18 protein-coding genes are annotated in these 19911 nt (G+C 67.2%); all 18 read right to left on the bottom strand.

Going from position 1 to position 19911, the window contains the following annotated elements:
- Window positions 1-10: 10 nt before the first annotated feature.
- The gene (gene murA, locus ABL840_RS08065) at window positions 11-1303 is read right to left on the bottom strand and encodes a UDP-N-acetylglucosamine 1-carboxyvinyltransferase (RefSeq protein ID WP_093196368.1); all 1293 of its coding nucleotides are present in this window, start codon (window positions 1301-1303) and stop codon (window positions 11-13) included.
- Between the two features lie 42 nt (window positions 1304-1345).
- The gene (locus ABL840_RS08060) at window positions 1346-1588 is read right to left on the bottom strand and encodes a BolA family protein (protein WP_019654412.1); all 243 of its coding nucleotides are present in this window, start codon (window positions 1586-1588) and stop codon (window positions 1346-1348) included.
- A gap of 119 nt (window positions 1589-1707) precedes the next feature.
- Window positions 1708-2472, bottom strand: coding sequence for an ABC transporter permease (locus ABL840_RS08055; protein WP_093196370.1), 765 nt, complete (start codon window positions 2470-2472; stop codon window positions 1708-1710).
- A complete protein-coding gene (locus ABL840_RS08050) occupies window positions 2469-3416 on the bottom strand; it encodes an ABC transporter ATP-binding protein (protein ID WP_093196372.1) in 948 nt (315 codons plus the stop codon). The genes ABL840_RS08055 and ABL840_RS08050 overlap by 4 nt, the downstream gene beginning before the upstream one ends.
- A 33-nt stretch (window positions 3417-3449) precedes the next feature.
- On the bottom strand, window positions 3450-3725 hold the full coding sequence (locus tag ABL840_RS08045) for an STAS domain-containing protein (RefSeq protein ID WP_093196373.1): 276 nt from the start codon (window positions 3723-3725) through the stop codon (window positions 3450-3452).
- 16 nt (window positions 3726-3741) lie between these two features.
- Window positions 3742-4398, bottom strand: a complete 657-nt coding sequence (locus tag ABL840_RS08040; RefSeq protein ID WP_093196375.1) for an MlaC/ttg2D family ABC transporter substrate-binding protein — start codon at window positions 4396-4398, stop codon at window positions 3742-3744.
- Window positions 4399-4559: 161 nt separating this feature from the next.
- The gene (locus tag ABL840_RS08035) at window positions 4560-5294 is read right to left on the bottom strand and encodes a VacJ family lipoprotein (RefSeq protein ID WP_176947390.1); all 735 of its coding nucleotides are present in this window, start codon (window positions 5292-5294) and stop codon (window positions 4560-4562) included.
- A 26-nt stretch (window positions 5295-5320) separates the two neighbouring features.
- Window positions 5321-5809, bottom strand: a complete 489-nt coding sequence (mlaD, locus tag ABL840_RS08030) for an outer membrane lipid asymmetry maintenance protein MlaD (RefSeq protein ID WP_093196378.1) — start codon at window positions 5807-5809, stop codon at window positions 5321-5323.
- A gap of 44 nt (window positions 5810-5853) precedes the next feature.
- Window positions 5854-6636 carry a lipid asymmetry maintenance ABC transporter permease subunit MlaE gene (mlaE, locus tag ABL840_RS08025; protein ID WP_093196380.1) on the bottom strand — a complete coding sequence of 261 codons (783 nt, stop codon included), beginning with the start codon at window positions 6634-6636 and terminating at the stop codon, window positions 5854-5856.
- Entirely contained in the window at window positions 6633-7463 is an 831-nt protein-coding gene (locus ABL840_RS08020) for an ABC transporter ATP-binding protein (protein WP_093196382.1), read from the bottom strand. Before ABL840_RS08020 ends, mlaE begins: the two co-directional genes overlap by 4 nt.
- Before the next feature lie 159 nt (window positions 7464-7622).
- Window positions 7623-9101, bottom strand: a complete 1479-nt coding sequence (locus ABL840_RS08015; RefSeq protein WP_093196384.1) for a glutamate synthase subunit beta — start codon at window positions 9099-9101, stop codon at window positions 7623-7625.
- Between the two features lie 170 nt (window positions 9102-9271).
- Complete coding sequence (locus ABL840_RS08010) at window positions 9272-14038, bottom strand: glutamate synthase-related protein (protein ID WP_093196386.1); 4767 nt, start codon at window positions 14036-14038, stop codon at window positions 9272-9274.
- A gap of 186 nt (window positions 14039-14224) precedes the next feature.
- Entirely contained in the window at window positions 14225-14920 is a 696-nt protein-coding gene (locus tag ABL840_RS08005) for a transposase (protein ID WP_093196388.1), read from the bottom strand.
- Between the two features lie 41 nt (window positions 14921-14961).
- The gene (locus tag ABL840_RS08000) at window positions 14962-15840 is read right to left on the bottom strand and encodes a class I SAM-dependent methyltransferase (protein ID WP_093196390.1); all 879 of its coding nucleotides are present in this window, start codon (window positions 15838-15840) and stop codon (window positions 14962-14964) included.
- Window positions 15837-16412, bottom strand: coding sequence for a DUF1415 domain-containing protein (locus ABL840_RS07995; protein WP_093196391.1), 576 nt, complete (start codon window positions 16410-16412; stop codon window positions 15837-15839). The genes ABL840_RS08000 and ABL840_RS07995 overlap by 4 nt, the downstream gene beginning before the upstream one ends.
- Window positions 16409-17665, bottom strand: coding sequence for a CynX/NimT family MFS transporter (locus ABL840_RS07990; protein ID WP_093196393.1), 1257 nt, complete (start codon window positions 17663-17665; stop codon window positions 16409-16411). The genes ABL840_RS07995 and ABL840_RS07990 overlap by 4 nt, the downstream gene beginning before the upstream one ends.
- A complete protein-coding gene (locus tag ABL840_RS07985; protein ID WP_093196395.1) occupies window positions 17662-18792 on the bottom strand; it encodes a deoxyguanosinetriphosphate triphosphohydrolase in 1131 nt (376 codons plus the stop codon). Before ABL840_RS07985 ends, ABL840_RS07990 begins: the two co-directional genes overlap by 4 nt.
- Window positions 18792-19904, bottom strand: a complete 1113-nt coding sequence (gene aroB / locus ABL840_RS07980; RefSeq protein WP_176947388.1) for a 3-dehydroquinate synthase — start codon at window positions 19902-19904, stop codon at window positions 18792-18794. The genes ABL840_RS07985 and aroB overlap by 1 nt, the downstream gene beginning before the upstream one ends.
- Window positions 19905-19911: the final 7 nt, after the last annotated feature.

Below are 19911 nucleotides of genomic sequence, written 5' to 3'. Positions count from 1 at the left end.
GCAAGGGTAATCATGCGGCGGCCGCTCCCGTCAGTCGTTCGATGTCGGCGCCCAGGCCGCGCAGCTTGGCTTCCATGCGGTCGTAGCCCCGATCGAGGTGGTAGATGCGGTCGACCAGCGTCTCGCCCTCGGCCACGAGGCCGGCGATGACGAGGCTGGCCGACGCGCGCAGGTCGGTGGCCATCACGGTGGCGCCAGAGAGCTGCTGCACGCCCTCGACCATCGCCACCTTGCCTTCGACATGGATGTGGGCGCCCAGGCGCACCATCTCGTTCACGTGCATGAAGCGGTTCTCGAAGATGGTCTCGGTGACCATCGAGGCGCCGCGCGCGATCACGTTCAGGGCCATGAACTGGGCCTGCATGTCGGTCGGGAAGCCCGGGTACTCGGTGGTGCTGAAGCTCTGCGCCTTCAGGTGCTCGTAGGCCGGGCCCTTGGAGGCGATGCGCACGCCGTCCTTCTCGGGGGTGACCTTGCAACCGGCGTCGCGCAGCTTGTCGATCACCGCGTCGAGGTGATCGCCGCGCGCATTGCGCAGGAAGGCCTCGCCGCCGGTGGCCGCCACGGCGCACATGAAGGTGCCGGCCTCGATGCGGTCTGCCACCACGGCGTGCTCGCAACCGTGCAGCTTCTCGACGCCCTGGATGCGGATGTGGCTGGTGCCGTGGCCTTCGATCTTCGCGCCCATGCGGATCAGCATTTCGGCCAGGTCGACGATCTCCGGCTCCTGCGCGGCGTTCTCGAGCAGCGTCTCGCCCTCGGCCAGCGCGGCGGCCATGAGGAAGTTCTCGGTGCCGGTGACGGTGACCATGTCGGTCAGGATGCGCGCGCCCTTCAGCCGCGTGCGACCGGCCGGCAGGCGCGCGACCATGTAGCCGTGGTCGACCACGATCTCGGCGCCCATGGCCTGCAGGCCCTTGATGTGCTGGTCGACCGGCCGCGAGCCAATGGCGCAGCCGCCCGGCAGCGACACCTTGGCATGGCCGAAGCGCGCCAGCAGCGGGCCCAGGGCCAGCACGGAGGCGCGCATGGTCTTGACCAGCTCGTAGGGCGCTTCCGGCCTGGTGAGTTCGGCCGCGTTGAGCTGCACGGTGCCGTTGTCGTCGCGCTCGGCCGAAACGCCCATGTTGCGCACCAGCTTGAGCATGGTCGACACGTCCTGCAGGCGCGGCACGTTGTGCAGCGTCACGGGCTGGTCGGTCAGCAGGGCCGCGCACAGTTCGGGCAGCGCTGCGTTCTTGGCGCCGGAAATGAGTACTTCGCCGCGGAGCTCTCGCCCGCCGCGAATCAGAAGTTTGTCCATCGAAGTTCCAGCGAAATCAGGGGGCCACGAGGGGCCGGGGAGTTATTTTTCCACCGCCGCCCATTCGGCCGGCGTGTATGTCTTCATCGAAAGCGCATGCACCTCGTCGGTATGCATTTTCGCACCCAGGGTGGCGTAGACCCGCTGGTGGCGCTGGATCGAGCGCTTGCCCTCGAACTCGGCCGAGACGATGGTCGCGTACCAATGTCGGCCATCGCCCTCCAGCGAGATGTGCTCGCACGGCAGGTGGGCGGTGATGATGGCTTGGAGCTGGTCAGCGGTCATGGGATGAGCATTTATTGGAAAACACCGCGGAACCGGCTTTGCCGGGCCGCAGGTGTTGCCCCCGGAAGGGGGTTGGCGAAGCGACACGAAGTGCGCGAAGACTGGGGGAGAGCCATGTTCTAGCCCCGGATTTTGTAGCCTGTGCGCAGGAGATGGACGGCGATGGCGCTCACCACCAGCCACGCGGTGCCGACGATGCCCAGGCTGAGCCAGGGCGAGGCGTCGCTCACGCCGAAGAAGCCGTAACGGAAGCCGTCGATCATGTAGAAGAACGGGTTCAGGTGGCTGACCTTCTGCCAGAACGGCGGCAGCGAGCCGATCGAATAGAAAACGCCCGACAGGAAGGTCATGGGCATGATCAGGAAGTTCTGGAACACCGCCATCTGGTCGAACTTCTCGGCCCAGAGACCGGCGATGAGGCCCAGCGTGCCCAGCATGGCCGAGCCCAGCAGCGCGAACACCAGGATCCACCCCGGTGCCTCGAAGCCCGGCACCGCGAAGAAGATAGTGACCGCGAACACGCCCACGCCCACGGCCAGCCCGCGGATGATCGACGAGCCCACGTAGGCGAAGAACCAGCCCCAGTGCGACAGCGGCGTGAGCAGCACGAAGACCAGGTTGCCCATGATCTTGCTCTGGATGATCGACGACGAGCTGTTGGCGAAGGCGTTCTGCAGCACGCTCATCATCACCAGGCCGGGAATGAGGAAGGCGGTGTAGCCGACCGTGCCGTAGACCTTCACGTGGTCTTCGAGCACGTGGCCGAACACCATCAGGTACAGCAGCGCGGTGAGCACCGGCGCGCCCACAGTCTGGAAGCCGACCTTCCAGAAGCGCAGCGTTTCCTTGTAGAGCAGCGCGCGCCAGCCCGTGACGGCCATCATCGCGCCACCTCCAGCGGGGTCTGCTCGCCGGCCATCAGGTCGATGAACACGTCTTCCAGGTCGGCCTTGCGCATTTCCACGTCTTCCACCGCGACGCCGGCTTCGCGGATCGCGGCCAGCAGTTGTTCGACTTCATGCGCGTTCTGCGCGGGCAGCTGCACGATGCGCCCGGTGATGCGCGCATGCTGGGCGATGGCCCAGGGCAGCATGGCATCGGTCTTGAAGCGCAGCACGTTGCTCGCGGCCGACTTCAGCAGTTCGCTGGTGCGGTCGAGTGCGATCACCTTGCCCAGCTTGAGCATAGCGATGCGGCTGCACAGCGCCTCGGCTTCTTCGAGGTAATGGGTGGTGAGCAGCACGGTACTGCCCTGCTTGTTGAGCCTGGCGACGAACTGCCACAGCGTCTGGCGCAGTTCGACGTCGACACCGGCGGTGGGTTCGTCGAGCACGATCACCGGCGGCTTGTGCACCAGCGCCTGCGCCACCAGCACGCGGCGCTTCATGCCGCCGGAGAGCTGACGCATGTTGGCCGTGGCCTTGTCGGCGAGACCCAGGCTCTGCAGCAGCTCGTCGATCCAGGCTTCGTTGTTGGTGATGCCGAAGTAGCCCGACTGGATGCGCAGCGACTCGCGCACGTTGAAGAAGGGGTCGAACACCAGCTCCTGCGGCACGATGCCGAGCTGGCGGCGCGCCTGCGCGTAGTCGCGCTGCACGTCGAAGCCATGGACGCTGATGGCGCCCGCCGTGGGCCGGGAAAGGCCCGCGAGCATGCTGATCAGGGTGGTCTTGCCCGCGCCGTTCGGGCCGAGCAGGCCGAAGAACTCGCCCTCTTCGATCTGGAAGCTGACCTCGTCGACCGCCTTCAGCCCCGGCTTGCCCTGGGCTTTCTGCTGTCTGGAGGGGGGATAGGTCTTGGAGACCGACTGGAATGAGATCGCGGGCATGGGAGCCCGCGATTTTAAGGTGCCGTTACTTTTTCAGGGCGCGGCGGGCAAAAGGCCCGCAATGCCGTACAGCGCAGCCAACTCGCGCAGCCGGGGCGACAGGCCCTTGACGGAGAACCCCCGGCCCAGCGCGCTCGATTCACGCCGGCATTCCAGCAGCACGGCCAGTGCCGAGGAATCGAACTGGGTCAGCGCCGTCGCGTCGACCACGGTGGACGACGAGTCGGCCTGGCCCTTCAACCCCTGCTGCAGCATGCGCATGCAGGCGGGAGCCTCGTCATGGGTGAGTCGGGCGGGCAGGACCAGCATCGCGCGCAGCTCCCGCTCAGCTCTTGCCGTTGCCCTTGTTGCGCGCGGCCAGCGCGGCGATCAGTCCGTCGATGCCGCTCTTGTTGATTTCCTGCGCGAACTGGGTGCGGTAGGTATCGACCAGCCAGACGCCCAGCACGTTGAGGTTGTAGACCTTCCAGCCGGCGCCCTGGCCGGGGGTCTTCTCGAGGCGGTAGTCGAGCTGGACCGGGTCGCCGCGGCCCTTGACCTCGGTGCGCACCAGCACGTCCTTGTCGTCGGGCGAGCCGCGGAACGGACGGATGGTCACGGTCTGGTCGGTCACCTGGTCGAGCGCGCCGGCGTAGGTGCGAACCAGCAGGGCCTTGAACTCGTCCTGCAGGCGCTTCTGCTGCTCGGGGGTGGCAGTACGCCAGGCCGGGCCGACGGCCGAGGCGGTCATGCGCTGGAAGTTGACGTTCGGCATGATCTTGCTGTCGACCAGCACCATGATCTTGTTGACGTCGCCCGACTTGATGGACGAGTCGGCCTTGATCGTCTCGAGCACGTCGGTCGACAGGCGCTTGACCAGTGCGTCGGGCGCTTCATCGGCGGCACGGGCGGGCTGGACGAAAGCGACGGCGGCACCGAACAGCAGGGCGCCAGCCAGCACCAGGCGGCCGAGATCGCGACGTTGCAGGGTCTTGTTGTTCATGGAGATTCCCTCATTCAAGTTTGAAAATCCGCAGGCACCCGGAAAAACCGGCTGCTGAGACAGGAACGGATTCGAGCCCACCAGGGTGGACCGGGTTCCTGTCCGGGAGGTGAAGCCTTGCAACCGGATGCAAGCAGCCCCCCTCCACCGCGTCACTTTGTTTATTTGTCGGCGCCCTTGTCCATGCCGCCGCCGTCGTCCGGCGGGTTGCCGTCGTAGACCTGGCTGCGACGGCGCTGCAGGAACGCATCGCGCGTGAACGAATACTTGTCGAGCGCCGCGTCGCCGAGCAGACGGCTCGCGCGCAGGTACTGCGAGCGCGTGTCGACGACGCGCAGCACCGTCAGCGAATTGCGCCAGGGAATGTCCTCCACATGGCCCAGCGGGTCGCCCCACATGTCGAGCGGCTTGGCGGCTGTGTCGCGCAGCGTGGAGGAACCCAGCAGCGGCAGCACCACGTAAGGGCCGGCGCCCACGCCCCAGCGGCCCAGGGTCTGGCCGAAGTCTTCCTCGTGGCGCGGAATGCCCGCCTCGGTCGCCACGTCCAGCACGCCGCCGAGACCGAAGAAGGTGTTGACGTTCAGGCGCATGAAGGTCTCGGCACTGTTCTGCAGCTTCAGCTGGGCCACGTTGTTGGCCAGGTTCCAGACGTCGCCGATGTTGCCGAAGAAGTTGTTCACGCCTGTGCGCACCATCGAGGGCAGCACGTTCTGGTAGGCCGTGGCCGCGGGCACCAGCACGGCGTCGTCGACGGCGTCGTTGAAGCGCGAGACGCCCCGGTTGAACGGCTCGAAGGGATCGGCGGGGTTGGCATTGGGGCCGGTCGCGCAACCGGCGGCCAAGGCGAGTACTGCGCCGGCGCCAATCCAGCGGGCCCGGCTTGCTACGTTATTCATAGCAAAAAACAAAGAAGATCGTGTTTTCATTTCTTATTGGCTGTTCCAGACGTCGAATTTCCCTCCGCCGCCTTGCTGTACAGGAACTGGCTGATCAGGTTCTCCAGCACCACGGCCGACTGGGTCGCGGTGATGGTGTCGCCGGCTTGCAAGTTCTTGTCCTCGGCGCCCGCCTCGATCCCGATGTACTGCTCGCCGAGCAGGCCACTGGTCAGGATCTTGAGCGAGCTGTCCTTGGGAAAACTGTAGCGGTTTTGCAAAGCCAGCGTGACGTCTGCCTGAAAGGTCTTGTCGTTGAAGGAGATGGATTCCACACGGCCGACCACCACGCCCGCGCTCTTCACCGCGGTCTGCGGCTTCAGGCCGCCGATGTTGTCGAAGCGCGCCGTGACCGAATAGGTCTTCTGGAAGTTCAGGCTCAGCAGGTTGGCCGACTGCAGCGCGAGAAACAGCAGCGCAGCAGCGCCGATCAGGACGAACAGGCCGACCCAGATGTCGTTGTTGGAACGTTGCATGGTTTGACTCTCTGTCTATCTAGAACGAAGGAGGCCGGGCCTCTTCAGATGCTGAACATCATGGCGGTGAGCAGGAAGTCCAGCCCCAGCACGGCCAGCGACGCGGACACCACGGTCCGCGTGGTCGCGCGCGACACACCCTCGGGCGTGGGCTGGGCCTCGTAGCCCTGCAGCAGTGCGATGAAGGTCACGGTGAAGCCGAAGACGATGCTCTTGATGACGCCGTTGCCGACGTCGCGCCACACGTCGACGCCGCCCTGCATCTGCCCCCAGAACGCGCCGGGGTCCACGCCCAGCATCATCACGCCCACCACGTAGCCGCCCAGGATGCCGACCGCGCTGAACACCGCCGCCAGCAGCGGCATCGTGATGACGCCGGCCCAGAAGCGCGGCGCGAGCACGCGCTGCACCGGGTCGATCGCCATCATCTCCATGGCGCTCAGTTGCTCGTCGGCCTTCATGAGGCCGATCTCGGCCGTCAGCGAGGTGCCGGCGCGCCCGGTGAAAAGCAATGCCGCCACCACCGGACCGAGCTCGCGCACGAGGCTCAGCGCGACCAGCAGGCCCAGCGCCTCGGAAGATCCGTAGCGCTGCAGCGCGTAGTACATCTGCAGCCCGAGCACGAAGCCCACGAACAGGCCCGACACGCCGATGATCGCGAGCGAGTAGTTGCCCAGGAAATGGATCTGGTCGCGCACCAGCCCGAAGCGGCGCATGATCCGCGCGCCCGGGCCGACGAGCCGCATGAAGAGCTTCGCGCCATAGCCCAGGTTGGCCAGGTGGCGGCGCGTGGCAAAGCCGGCGTCGGATGGCTTCCACCAGGTCATGAGCGCCCTCCTTCGACGTTGCCGAAGTCGTCCTCGATGCTGACGCCCGGGTAATGGAAATGCACCGGCCCGTCGGGCAGCGCATTGACGAACTGATGAACCAGCGGATCGGCGCTCTCGCGCACCTCGGCGGGCGTGCCCTGCGCGGCGATGCCGCCGTTGGCCAGGATGATCACGTGATCGGCGATGCGGAAGGTTTCCTCGAGATCGTGCGACACGATGATGCTGGTGAGCCCCAGCGCGTCGTTCAGCTGGCGAATCAGCCGCGCGGCGGTGCCCAGCGAGATCGGGTCGAGTCCGGCGAAGGGCTCGTCGTACATCACGAGATCGGGGTCGAGCGCAATGGCACGCGCCAGCGCCACGCGCCGCGCCATGCCGCCCGACACCTCGCTGGGCATCAGGTCGCGCGCGCCGCGCAGGCCGACGGCATCGAGCTTCATGAGCACCACGTCGCGCACCAGCGCCTCGGGGAGCTGCGTGTGCTCGCGCAGCGGGAACGCGACGTTGTCGAACACGCTCATGTCGGTGAACAGCGCACCGAACTGGAACAGCATGCCCATGCGCCGACGCGCCGCGTAGAGGGCGCTCACATCCATCTTGCCGACATCGCTGCCGTCGAAGAGCACCTCGCCGCGCTGCGCCTTCTGCTGTCCGCCGATCAGGCGCAACACCGTTGTCTTGCCGCCGCCGGAGGCTCCCATCAGCGCCGTCACCTTGCCGCGCGGCACGACGAACGAAACGCCATCGAGGATGGCGCGTGCGCCATAGCCGAATCTGACGTCGCGAAACTCTACGAAGGGATGTGGCAGTGGTGTGGCTGGGTCCATCTCAATAAAAATGCCGGGGCGCTCTTTCAAGCATCCCGGCATGCGGTTTGACGCGGATGATAACGGGGCCGTGGGCGGCCACGCCGAATTGAAACAAAATTCAGCGCGGCGGCCGTCAGACCCTCGTCAGGAACTCGCTACCAACGCGATCCGCGGGGATCAGCGAGGCAGGTCGCTGAAGCCCATCAGGAATTCGTCCACCGAGCGCGCGGCCTGGCGGCCTTCGCGAATCGCCCACACCACCAGCGACTGTCCGCGGCGGATATCGCCCGCGGCAAAGACCTTCGGAACGTTGGTGGCATAGCCGCCGATGAAGTCGACCGTTGCTTTCGCATTGCCGCGCGCGTCCTTCTCCACGCCGAAGGCGTCGAGCACGTTGGCCACGGGGCTCACGAAGCCCATGGCGAGCAGCACGAGGTCGGCCTTGAGCACCTGCTCGCTGCCGGCCACTTCCTGCATCTTGCCGTCCTTCCATTCGACGCGAACCGTCTTCAGGCCGGTGACCTTGCCTTTCTCGCCGATGAACTCCTTGGTCGAGATCGCGAACTCGCGCTCGCAGCCTTCCTCATGGCTGGAGCTGGTGCGCAGCTTGATCGGCCAGTACGGCCAAGTCAGCGGGCGGTTCTCTTCCTCGGGCGGCTGCGGCATCAGTTCGAACTGCGTGACGCTGACGGCGCCGTGGCGGTTGCTCGTGCCCACGCAGTCGGAGCCGGTGTCGCCACCGCCGATGACGATCACGTGCTTGCCGTCGGCGCGCAGCTGGCCCTTGACCTTGTCGCCCGCGTTGACGCGGTTCTGCTGCGGCAGGAACTCCATCGCGAAGTGGATGCCGTCGAGATCGCGGCCGGGCACCGGCAGGTCGCGCGACTGCTCGGCGCCGCCGGTCAGCAGCACAGCGTCGAACTCTTTCTGCAGCTGCTCGGGCGTGACGGTTTCCTTGGCCAGGTTCGTGACCTTGGAGCCCTTGCCCAGCGGGTCTTTCGTAGCGCCGACGATCACGCCGGAGCGGAACACCACGCCTTCGGCCTTCATCTGCTCGACGCGGCGATCGATGTGCGACTTCTCCATCTTGAAGTCGGGAATGCCGTAGCGCAGCAGGCCGCCGACGCGGTCGTTCTTCTCGAACAGCGTCACGTCGTGGCCGGCGCGCGCGAGCTGCTGCGCGGCCGCCATGCCGGCCGGGCCCGAGCCCACCACCGCGACCTTCTTGCCGGTCTTGTGCTTGGCGACGCGCGGCGCCACCCAGCCTTCGTCCCAGGCGCGGTCGATGATCGCGTGCTCCAGCGACTTGATGCCGACCGCGTCGTCGTTCACGTTGAGCACGCAAGCCGCCTCGCAGGGCGCGGGGCAGATGCGGCCCGTGAACTCGGGGAAGTTGTTGGTCGAGTCCAGCACCGCGAAGGCGTTCTGCCAATCGTTGCGGTACACGAGGTCGTTGAAGTCCGGAATGATGTTGTTGACCGGGCAGCCGCTGTTGCAGAACGGCGTGCCGCAATCCATGCAGCGCGCGCCCTGCACCTTGGCCTGTTCGGTGTCCAGGCCGACGACGAATTCCTTGTAGTGCTTGAGGCGCTCGTCGACGGGCTTGTAGCCCTCTTCGATACGCTCATGCTCCATGAAGCCGGTGATCTTTCCCATCGTGATTCCTTTACACCCCCGTTGCTTGCTCACTGCGTGTAGCCGCCTCCCCCCTCAAGGGGGCAACACCAGCGGCCCGGCAAAGCCGGTTCCGCGGTGTTCCCCGAAGGGGCTGTGACAGTTTCACGCGCTGCATGCCTTACAGAGGTTCATTCTGTTTTGGTTGATCTTCAAGCCGCGGCGGGGACCGTCTGCGGTGCGGGGGCGGCAAGCGCGTGCGGCTCCAGGCCGATGTGCGCGTTGTTGCCGCTGCTCGTGAGCTCGACCTTGCGGTCGTGCAGCTCGGCCAGCGCGCGCTTGTATTCGTTCGGGAACACCTTCACGAACTTGGTGCGCGACACGGACCAGTTGTCGAGCAGTTCGCGCGCACGCTTGCTGCCGGTCCAGCGGTGGTGCTCCTCGAGCAGCTTCTTCAGCTGGGCCTCGTCGGTCTCGCCGCCGTGCCAGATCTTGCGGTGCACGCTGGCGGTCTGCTCGGCCGAGGTCAGCACCTTGTCGAGCGAGACCATCGAGAGGTTGCAGCGCGAAGCGAACTGGCCGTCCTCGTCGTAGACGAAGGCGACGCCGCCGCTCATGCCGGCCGCGAAGTTGCGGCCGGTCTTGCCGAGCACGGCCACCGTGCCGCCGGTCATGTATTCGCAGCCGTGGTCGCCGGTGCCTTCGATGACCGCCGTGGCGCCCGACAGGCGCACCGCGAAGCGCTCGCCGGCCACGCCGCACAGGTAGGCCTCGCCGGTGGTCGCGCCGTACAGCGCGGTGTTGCCGACGATGGTGTTGCGTGCCGCTTCACCGCGGAAGTCGAGGCTGGGACGCACCACCACGCGGCCGCCCGAGAGGCCCTTGCCGGTGTAGTCGTTGGCGTCGCCGATCAGGTACAGCGTGATGCCGCGCGCCAGGAAGGCGCCGAACGACTGGCCGCCCGTGCCTTCGAGCTGGATGCGGATCGAGTCGTCGGGCAGGCCCTGCGGATGCACCTTGGTCAGCGCGCCCGAGAGCATCGCGCCCACCGAGCGGTTGACGTTGCGCGCCACCTCGATGAACTGCACCTTCTCGCCCTTGTCGATGGCGGGACGCGACTTCTCGATGAGCTTGACGTCGAGCGCCTTGTCGAGGCCGTGGTCCTGGTTCTCGACATGGAAGCGCGGCACTTCGGCCGGCACGTTCGGCAGCGCGAACAGGCGGCTGAAGTCCAGGCCCGCGGCCTTCCAGTGCTCGATGCCCTTGCGCATGTCGAGCAGGTCGGCACGGCCGATCAGGTCGTCGAACTTGCGGATGCCGAGCTGGGCCATGATCTGGCGCACTTCTTCCGCAACGAAGAAGAAGTAGTTGACGACGTGCTCGGGCTTGCCCGAGAACTTCTTGCGCAGCACCGGGTCTTGCGTGGCCACGCCCACCGGGCAGGTGTTCAGGTGGCACTTGCGCATCATGATGCAGCCCTCGACCACCAGCGGCGCGGTGGCGAAGCCGAACTCGTCGGCACCCAGCAGCGCGCCGATGGCGACGTCGCGGCCGGTCTTCATCTGGCCGTCGGCCTGCACGCGGATGCGGCTGCGCAGGCGGTTGAGCACCAGCGTCTGCTGCGTCTCGGCCAGGCCGATTTCCCACGGGCTGCCCGCGTGCTTGATCGACGACCAGGGCGAGGCGCCCGTGCCGCCGTCATGGCCGGCGATCACGACGTGGTCGCTCTTGCACTTGGCAACGCCGGCCGCGATGGTGCCCACGCCGATCTCGCTCACCAGCTTCACGCTGATGCTGGCGTGCGGCGCGGTGTTCTTCAGGTCGTGGATCAGCTGCGCCAGGTCTTCGATCGAGTAGATGTCGTGGTGCGGCGGCGGCGAAATGAGGCCCACGCCCGGCACGGCATAGCGCTGCTTGCCGATGTACTGCGTGACCTTGCCGCCCGGCAGCTGGCCGCCCTCGCCCGGCTTGGCGCCCTGGGCCATCTTGATCTGGATCTGGTCGGCCGAGTGCAGGTACTCGGCAGTGACGCCGAAGCGGCCCGACGCGACCTGCTTGATGCGCGAGCGCAGCGAGTCGCCGTCCTTCAGCGGCAGGTCGACCTCGACGTTCTCGGCACCGACGATGCTGCGCAGCGTGTCGCCCTGCTTGATCGGGATGCCCTTGAGCTCGTTGCGGTAGCGCGCGGGGTCTTCGCCGCCTTCGCCGGTGTTGCTCTTGCCGCCGATGCGGTTCATGGCCACGGCCAGCACCGAGTGCGCCTCGGTGCTGATGGAGCCCAGCGACATCGCGCCGGTGGCGAAGCGCTTGACGATTTCCGCCGCCGCCTCGACCTCGTCGACCGGAATGGCCTTGGCCGGGTCGATCTTGAATTCGAACAGGCCGCGCAGCGTGAGGTGGCGACGGTTCTGGTCGTTGATGAGCTGCGCGTATTCCTTGTACGTGTTCCAGTTGTTGGAGCGCGTGCTGTGCTGCAGCTTGGCGATGGCGTCGGGCGTCCACATGTGCTCCTCGCCGCGCGTGCGCCAGGCGTATTCGCCGCCGGCGTCGAGCATGTTGGCGAGCACCGGGTCGTCGCCGAAGGCGGCCTTGTGCATGCGGATGGCTTCCTCGGCGATCTCGAAGACGCCGATGCCTTCCACGCGGCTGGCGGTGCCGGTGAAGTACTTGCTCACCGTCTCGCTGTTCAGGCCGATGGCTTCGAACAGCTGCGCGCCGCAGTAGCTCATGTAGGTGCTGACACCCATCTTCGACATGATCTTCGACAGACCCTTGCCGATCGCCTTGACGTAGTTGTAGACCGCCTTGTCGGCGCTCAGCTCGCCCGGCAGGTCGGCGTGCATCGCGACCAGCGTTTCCATGGCGAGGTAGGGGTGCACGGCTTCCGCACCGTAGCCGGCCAGCACACCGAAGTGATGCACTTCGCGCGCCGAACCGGTCTCGACCACCAGGCCGGCCGTGGTGCGCAGGCCCTCGCGCACCAGGTACTGGTGCACGGCCGACAGCGCCAGCACGGCGGGAATGGCCACCTGCGTGGGGCTCACGCCGCGGTCGCTGACGATCAGGATGTTGTGGCCGCCCTTGATGGCGTCCACGGCTTCGGCGCACAGCGAGGCCAGCTTGGCTTCGACGCCCTCGTCGCCCCACGCGAGCGGGTAGGTGATGTCGAGCACGTAGCTCTTGAACTTGCCCTGCGTGTACTTGCCGATGTCGCGCAGCTTCGCCATGTCGGCGAAGTCGAGGATCGGCTGGCTCACTTCGAGCCGCATCGGCGGGTTGACCTGGTTGATGTCCAGCAGGTTCGGCTTGGGGCCGATGAAGGACACCAGCGACATCACGATGGCTTCGCGGATCGGGTCGATCGGCGGGTTCGTGACCTGCGCGAACAACTGCTTGAAGTAGTTGTACAGCGGCTTGTTTTTGCTCGAGAGCACGGCCAGCGGGCTGTCGTTGCCCATGGAGCCGATGCCCTCTTCGCCGGCCTGTGCCATCGGGCTCATCAGGAACTTGATGTCTTCCTGGGTGTAGCCGAAGGCCTGCTGGCGGTCGAGCAGCGGCACCTGCGACAGCGGCGCCTTGACCGCTTCGGCGGCCTCGGCCTTCACGCTGTCGAGCTTGATGCGCAGGTTCTCGATCCACTGCTTGTAGGGCTTGCTGTTGGCGAGGTTGGCCTTGACCTCCTCGTCGTCGATCAGGCGGCCCTGTTCCAGGTCGATCAGGAACATCTTGCCGGGCTGCAGGCGCCACTTGCGCACGATCTTCTGCTCGGGCACGGGCAGCACGCCCGACTCCGAAGCCATGATGACCAGGTCGTCGTCGGTCACGCAGTAGCGCGAGGGGCGCAGGCCGTTGCGGTCGAGCGTGGCGCCGATCTGGCGGCCGTCGGTGAACACGATGGAGGCCGGGCCGTCCCACGGCTCGAGCATGGCGGCGTGGTACTCATAGAACGCGCGACGGCGCGGGTCCATGGTGGCGTGCTGTTCCCAGGGCTCGGGAATCATCATCATCACGGCCTGGCTGATGGGGTAGCCGGCCATCGTCAGCAGCTCGAGGCAGTTGTCGAAGGTGGCGGTGTCGGACTGGCCGGCGAAGCTGATCGGGTAGAGCTTCTGCAGGTCGGCACCCAGCACCGGCGAGGACATCACGCCCTCGCGCGCCTTCATCCAGTTGTAGTTGCCCTTGACCGTGTTGATTTCGCCGTTGTGGGCAACGTAGCGGTACGGGTGGGCCAGCGGCCACTCGGGGAAGGTGTTGGTCGAGAAGCGCTGGTGCACCAGGCCCAGGGCCGAGACGCAGCGCTTGTCCTGCAGGTCGAGGTAGTAGGTACCGACCTGGTCGGCCAGCAGCAGGCCCTTGTAGACCACGGTGCGGCTCGACATGCTGGGAACGTAGTATTCCTTGCTGTGCTTGAGCTTCAGGCGCTGGATGTTGGCGCTGGCGGTCTTGCGGATCACGTAGAGCTTGCGCTCCAGCGCGTCCTGCACGATCACGTCGTTGCCGCGGCCGATGAAGACCTGGCGCAGCAGCGGTTCCTTTTCGCGCACGGTGGGCGACATGGGCATGTCGCGGTTGACCGGCACGTCGCGCCAGCCGAGCAGCACCTGGCCTTCGGCCTTGATGGCGCGTTCCATCTCCTGCTCGCAGGCTTCGCGGGAGGCGTGTTCCTTCGGCAGGAAGATCATGCCGACGCCGTATTCGCCCGGCGGGGGCAGCGTGACGCCCTGCTTCGCCATTTCCTCGCGGTAGAGGTGGTCGGGCAGCTGGATCAGGATGCCGGCGCCGTCGCCCATCAGCTTGTCGGCGCCCACTGCGCCGCGATGGTCGAGGTTTTCGAGGATCTTCAGGCCCTGCAGCACGATGGCGTGGCTTTTCTCGCCCTTGATGTGTGCAACGAAGCCGACGCCGCAGGCATCGTGCTCGTCGGCAGCGGAATACAGACCGTGTTCTTGGAGATGCTTGATCTCGGCAGCCGTCGTCATGGCGCGCTCCTTCAGTTTTCGCAGGGAATCGGAGCATATTGCGTTGCACAAAGAATGCCAAACACTTTAATAGGGGTCAGATTCCATTTAAATGTTGAGTTTTTCGATAGGAATTAAATTGGGGACATATCAAAATCAGGAGCAAAAAAGCCAATCCATGCAACGCATGGAGGCATGCTTTCCGGATCAGGATTGGGAGTTGGATGGCGGCCGTCCGGCCTTTGCCTTGACCACGCGGCGCTCGGTGGACTTCTGCAGGCTCTCGAGAAAGTCGTCGTCGCCGGCAGCCCAGCCCCGCAGGGTGGCCTCGGTCAGGGCTTTCTGATCGGCTGCGCGCACCCCGGCGCGCACCAGTTCGACATACGCCGCCTCCCGCGCGAACGGCGTGTTGCCGAGCTCCCAGTACAGCGGGTGCGGCGTCAGCAGCCGGTCGTGCCGCAGGCCGGCGTAGTGGCCGTGGCTGGACCACGGGAAGTCGCGCGCATCGGCCACCATGCCCGCCCGCACCGGGTTGAGGTCGATGTAGGCCATGCAGGTCATCAAGTAGCGATCGGTCTGGATCAGCGTCGACCTGTAGCGTCCTTCCCACAGCGTGCCGCTGCGGCCGTGGCGGTCGTTGAAGTAGCGCACGTAGCTGCGCCCCACCGATTGCATGAACTGCGGCAGGCCGGTGATGCTGTCTGGCGTAGCCAGCAGGTGGAAGTGGTTGTCCATCAGCACGTAGGCATGCACCGCGACGCCGAAGCGCGCGGCGTTCTCGGCCAGCAGCGCGAGCAGCTTCTCGTGATCGGCGCGGTCCGTGAAGATCGGCTGGCGGTTGTTGCCGCGCTGGATCACGTGGTGCGGCATGTCGGCCAGCGTGAGGCGCGGAAGGCGGGCCATGGATGAATCCGATCCGGCAGACGCGGGTTGCGCGCCCGCGCTCAGGCGAGCCGGAAGCGCGTGTCGCCGAGCTTGTCGAGCCCGAACTGCGCCAGCAGTTCGCGCAGCCGCGCAGCTGCGCTCGCTTTGCGCTGGCCGGTGTAGCGCGCCAGGATCAGCTCGTTCTTCATGCTGTGCTCCCAGCCGACCAGTTCGGTCACCGTGACGCTGTAGCCGTTGGCCTCGAGATACAGGCAGCGCAGCACGTTGGTGAGCTGGCTGCCGATCTCGCGCGTGTGAAGCGGATGGCGCCACAGCTCGGCCAGCGGCGTGCGCGACAACGCGAGCGCCTTGGTCTCGCGCAGGCAGGCGGCCACCTCGGCCTGGCAGCAGGGCACGAGCACCATGCAGCGAGCCTTCTTGGCCAGGCCGAAGGCGATGGCATCGTCGGTGGCGGTGTCGCAGGCGTGCAGCGCGGTGACCACGTCGATCTGCGTCGGCAGTTCGCCCGCCTGGGCCGATTCGGCCACCGTGAGGTTCAGGAACGACATGCGCTCGAAGCCCAGGCGTTTCGCCAACTCGCGCGACCGCTCGACCAGCTCGCCGCGCGTCTCGATGCCATAGACGTGGCCGCCGCCCGACCGGGCCCGGAAGAACAGGTCGTAGATGATGAAGCCCAGGTACGACTTGCCCGCCCCATGGTCGGCCAGCGTGGCGCCCGCGCCCTCTTCCGGCAGTTCGCGCAGCAGTTGCTCGATGAACTGGAACAGGTGATAGACCTGCTTGAGCTTGCGCCGCGAGTCCTGGTTGAGTCGGCCCTCTCGGGTCAGGATGTGCAGTTCCTTGAGCAGCTCGACCGACTGGCCGGGGCGCAGAGCCTCGGCCAGCTCGGCGTCGGCCTTGGCGGCCTTGTTCGTTTTCGGTGCAGTCTTCGTGTTCATGGCCTTGCGCTCCCCGGCCCGACGTCGAGCTCAGCCCAGCCCTCGGCCCCCAGCGCCTCGAGCCTGTCGATGTTGCGCTCGAAGATCTCCTCGGCCTCGGGGAACGCCTCGACCGCACGGCTCACGCTGTCTTCGCGAAGCAGATGCAGTGTGGGATACGGCGCGCGGTTGGTGGCATTGCCGATGTCGTCGGCTTCGGTGCCGGCGAACTGGAACCGCGGATGAAAGCTCGCCAGCTGCAGCACGCCGTCGAATCCGGCGCGCGCCAGCCGGCGCTCGGCTCGCGCCGTGAAGTCGTTGAAGTCCAGAAAGTCGGCCAAGGCGTTCGGTGCAATCAGAAGGGTTGTGTCGCGCACGGCGGCGTCCAGCGCCACGAGTTCTTCGGCCTGGGCAAGCAGCGCGTCGATCAGGTCGGGCTCTTCGGCGGGCTCGTACACGGCGTAGTGGATCTGCCCCTTCACGTGCACGGCTTTCGCGAAGGGACACAGGTTGAGGCCGATCACCGCGCGTTCGAGCCAGCGCCGCGTGTCGGCCTCGGCCTGGGCGGCCCCGATTGTCGCCGGGTGCGTCATGCCATCTCCGCGGCGGGGCGAATGCGCCCGAGGCGCCGGGCGATCGCCATGCCGATCAGCGAGCAGGCCAGCGTGGCCGTCCAGGTCCAGTGCCAGCCGCCGACGCGGTTCGCCAGCCAGGCCACCGCTGGCGGCGCCAGGAACTGGCCGAGCGAGGAGGCCTGCTGCATGAGGCCGACGGTCGTCGACACGGTGGAAGGCCCGGGAGCCAGCCGCACGCCCAGCAGGAACAGCGTGGCGGGCACCATGCCGCCCCCCAGCGAGAAGGCGCAGACGGCGATGTAGCGCAGCACCGGCGGCAGGCCCAGGGCGTCGGCACCCTGCCCTGCCTGCGCGAACGCGGCCACGCCGCCCAGCGCCATCGTCAGAAAACCAAGCTGCAGCAGCCGCTCGGGAGCCACGCCGCGCTGCAGCCAGCGCCCGCCGGCGACGTTGCCGACGATGTTCATGGCGGCGGCGAGCGCGGTGAGCACCGCGTTCCAGGCAGCCGGCACGCCGGCACCCGCGTAGATGGCGGGCAGGAAGCCGATCACCGCCATCCACTGCGACGAGTACACGGCGAAGGTCAGCGCGACCAGCCACGGCGCACGCGCCCCCACGGTGGCGCGCAGCCGGGACGACCAGCCGCCGGAAGCCGGCCCCGCCGACGCGGGACGGAGCCGGTCGGCCGGCACCGCCATCCAGAGCCAGACGGCCGACACGGCGGACACGGCCGAGAGCGCCCACCACCAGTCCGCCCACCCGCCCCGGGCGATCAGGGCCGGCCCCAGCAGCAGCGCGAGGGCCACGCCCAGCGGCATGTAGGCACCCCAGAGGCCCAGCGCCGCCTTGTCGGCACCGGGCGGCGTGAGGGCACGGATCAGGCCAGGCCCTGGCATCACGGCCAGCAGGAAACCGACGCCTTCCACGGCACGCAGCACCAGCAGCCATTGCACGGCATGCGCCCCGCCCAGCTCGGTGCCCGCCAGGCCGCCCAGCAGGCTGGCAACCGTGAGCACCACGAGCCCGGTCAGCATGCTGCGGCGCAGGCCGATGGTGTCGGCGGCCAGCCCGACCAGCAGCCCGAGCGTCATGCTCGCGACCTGCACCAGCGACAGCAGGAACCCCGCCTCGACCAGCCCGATGCCCAGCGATGCCTGCAGCGCCGGCACGGCAGGCGGCAGCTTGCCCAGGTGCAAGGCCCCGCTGACACCGCCCAGCAGGACAGCGAATGCGGCAGCCGGAACGCGCGGTCGCACGACCTGCCCACTCATGCGATGCCCCGCCGGCCGGTCAGCCGTTCATGCTCGCGCACGGCGAAGCGGTCGGTCATGCCGGCGATGTAGTCGGCGACCGCGCGGGGCCTGTCCTGGCGTTCGTCGTAGGAAGCCGGCATCTCGGCTCCACGCTCCAGGTACGCCGCGAACAGCTCCCGCACCACCTGCCGCGCCTGGTCGGTGGTCTGGGTGACCTGGGGATGCCGGTAGAGGTTGTGGAAAAGAAAGCGCTTCAGGTCTTCCGACTGGGCCTGCATGGTGTCGCTGAATGCGACGACGGGCGGGGCCTTGCGCACCGCGTCGGCATCAGCCGGTGCCAGAGCCTCCAGCGCCGCGCGCGTCGCGTCGATCACGTCGTAGACCTGCGCGCTCAGCATGCGCCGGATGGTCTCGTAGAGCACGCGGCGCCCCTGCAGGTGCGGATGCTCGGCCAGCGCTTCGCGACGATGGCGCGCGAACAGCTCGACGTCGGACAGCTGTTCGACCGTGATGAGCCCCGAGCGCACGCCGTCGTCGATGTCGTGGGCGTTGTAGGCGATGGCGTCGGCCAGGTTGCACAGCTGAGCCTCCAGCCCCGGCTGCGTGCGGTCGAGAAAACGCCGCGCCACGCCGTTGGGCTCCGCGGCCTCCAGGCGCTCGGCATTCGCGCGCGAACAATGCTTGAGGATGCCCTCGCGGGTCTCGAAACTGAGATTCAGGCCGTCGTACTGCGGATAGCGATGCTCCAGCGCGTCGACCACGCGCAGGCTCTGCAGGTTGTGCTCGAAGCCGCCGTGCCCGGCCATGCAGTCGTTGAGCGCATCCTGGCCCGCATGGCCGAAGGGCGTGTGGCCCAGGTCGTGCGCGAGGGCGATAGCCTCGACCAGATCCTCGTTGATGCGCAGCGCCCGCGCGATCGATCGGCCGAGCTGGGCCACTTCGAGCGAATGCGTGAGCCGGGTGCGAAACAGGTCCCCCTCGTGGTTCAGGAAGACCTGCGTCTTGTAGACCAACCGGCGGAAGGCCGTGGAATGCACGATCCGGTCGCGGTCGCGCTGGAAGGCATCGCGCGTGGGCGCGGGCGGCTCCGCATGCCGACGGCCGCGCGAGCGCGCGGGCAGGCAGGCATAGGCCGCGAGGCTCATTACTGCTGCGCGCAGCTCTGAGCGAGCACTTCGCGCACGAGCGCGTCGGGCGCGCTGCGGACCACCGCCGAGCCGGGCCGGTCGATCACCACGAAACGGATCTCGCCGGCCTCCGATTTCTTGTCGACGCGCATCAGCTCCAGGTAGCGGTCCGCGCCCAGCGCCGGGCCGACGATCGGCAGGCCGGCCCGTTCGATCAGCCGCGTGAGCCGTTCGACGAAGGCGGCGTCGACGCCGCCGAGCCGCTGCGACAGCCGTGCCGCCATCACCATGCCGCAACCGACGGCCTCGCCATGCAGCCACTCGCCATAGCCGAGCCCCGATTCGATGGCGTGGCCGAAGGTGTGGCCGAAGTTGAGGATGGCCCGCAGGCCACTTTCGCGCTCGTCCTGCCCGACCACCAGCGCCTTGATCTCGCAACTGCGCTTGACCGCGTAGGCCAGCGCGGCCGGCTCCCTCGCGACGAGGGCGCCGATGTTCGCCTCGATCCAGTCGAGAAAAGCCATGTCGTGGATCGGGCCGTACTTGATGACTTCGGCCAGGCCAGCGCTGAGCTCCCGCGGCGGCAGGGTCTGCAGCGTGCCCAGGTCGCAGACCACGAGCTGGGGCTGGTAGAACGCGCCGATCATGTTCTTGCCGAGCGGGTGGTTGATGGCCGTCTTGCCGCCCACCGAGGAATCGACCTGCGCCAGCAGCGTGGTCGGCACCTGCACGAAGGGAACGCCACGCATGTAGCTGGCGGCCGCGAAGCCGGTCATGTCGCCAACCACGCCGCCGCCCAACGCGAAAAGCACGGTCTTGCGGTCGCTGCCGTGGCCGAGCAGCTCGTCGAAGATCAGGTTCAGCGTCTGGAGATTCTTGTGCACCTCGCCGTCGGGCAACTCGAGCAGGTGGACCGCCCGGAACCGGCCCGCCAGCGCCGCCTGCAGCGCCTTGGCATAGAGCGGTGCCACAGTGGTGTTGCTGACGATCAGGGCCGTCGCCGAAGCGGGCACGGCGGCGAAGCTCCGCGGGTCGTCCAGCAGGCCGGCGCCGATAAGGATCGGGTAGCTGCGGTCGCCGAGCTGGATGTCGACGCGTTCTGGCGGAGCGGAGAGTTCGGACAGGGACATGGGCAGC

Origin of the sequence: Variovorax sp. NFACC27 (assembly GCF_048301545.1) — a bacterium.
Taxonomy (GTDB): domain Bacteria; phylum Pseudomonadota; class Gammaproteobacteria; order Burkholderiales; family Burkholderiaceae_C; genus Variovorax; species Variovorax gossypii.
Note: the sequence above shows the minus strand (reverse complement) of the source record. Positions and strands in the feature narration are given on the sequence as shown.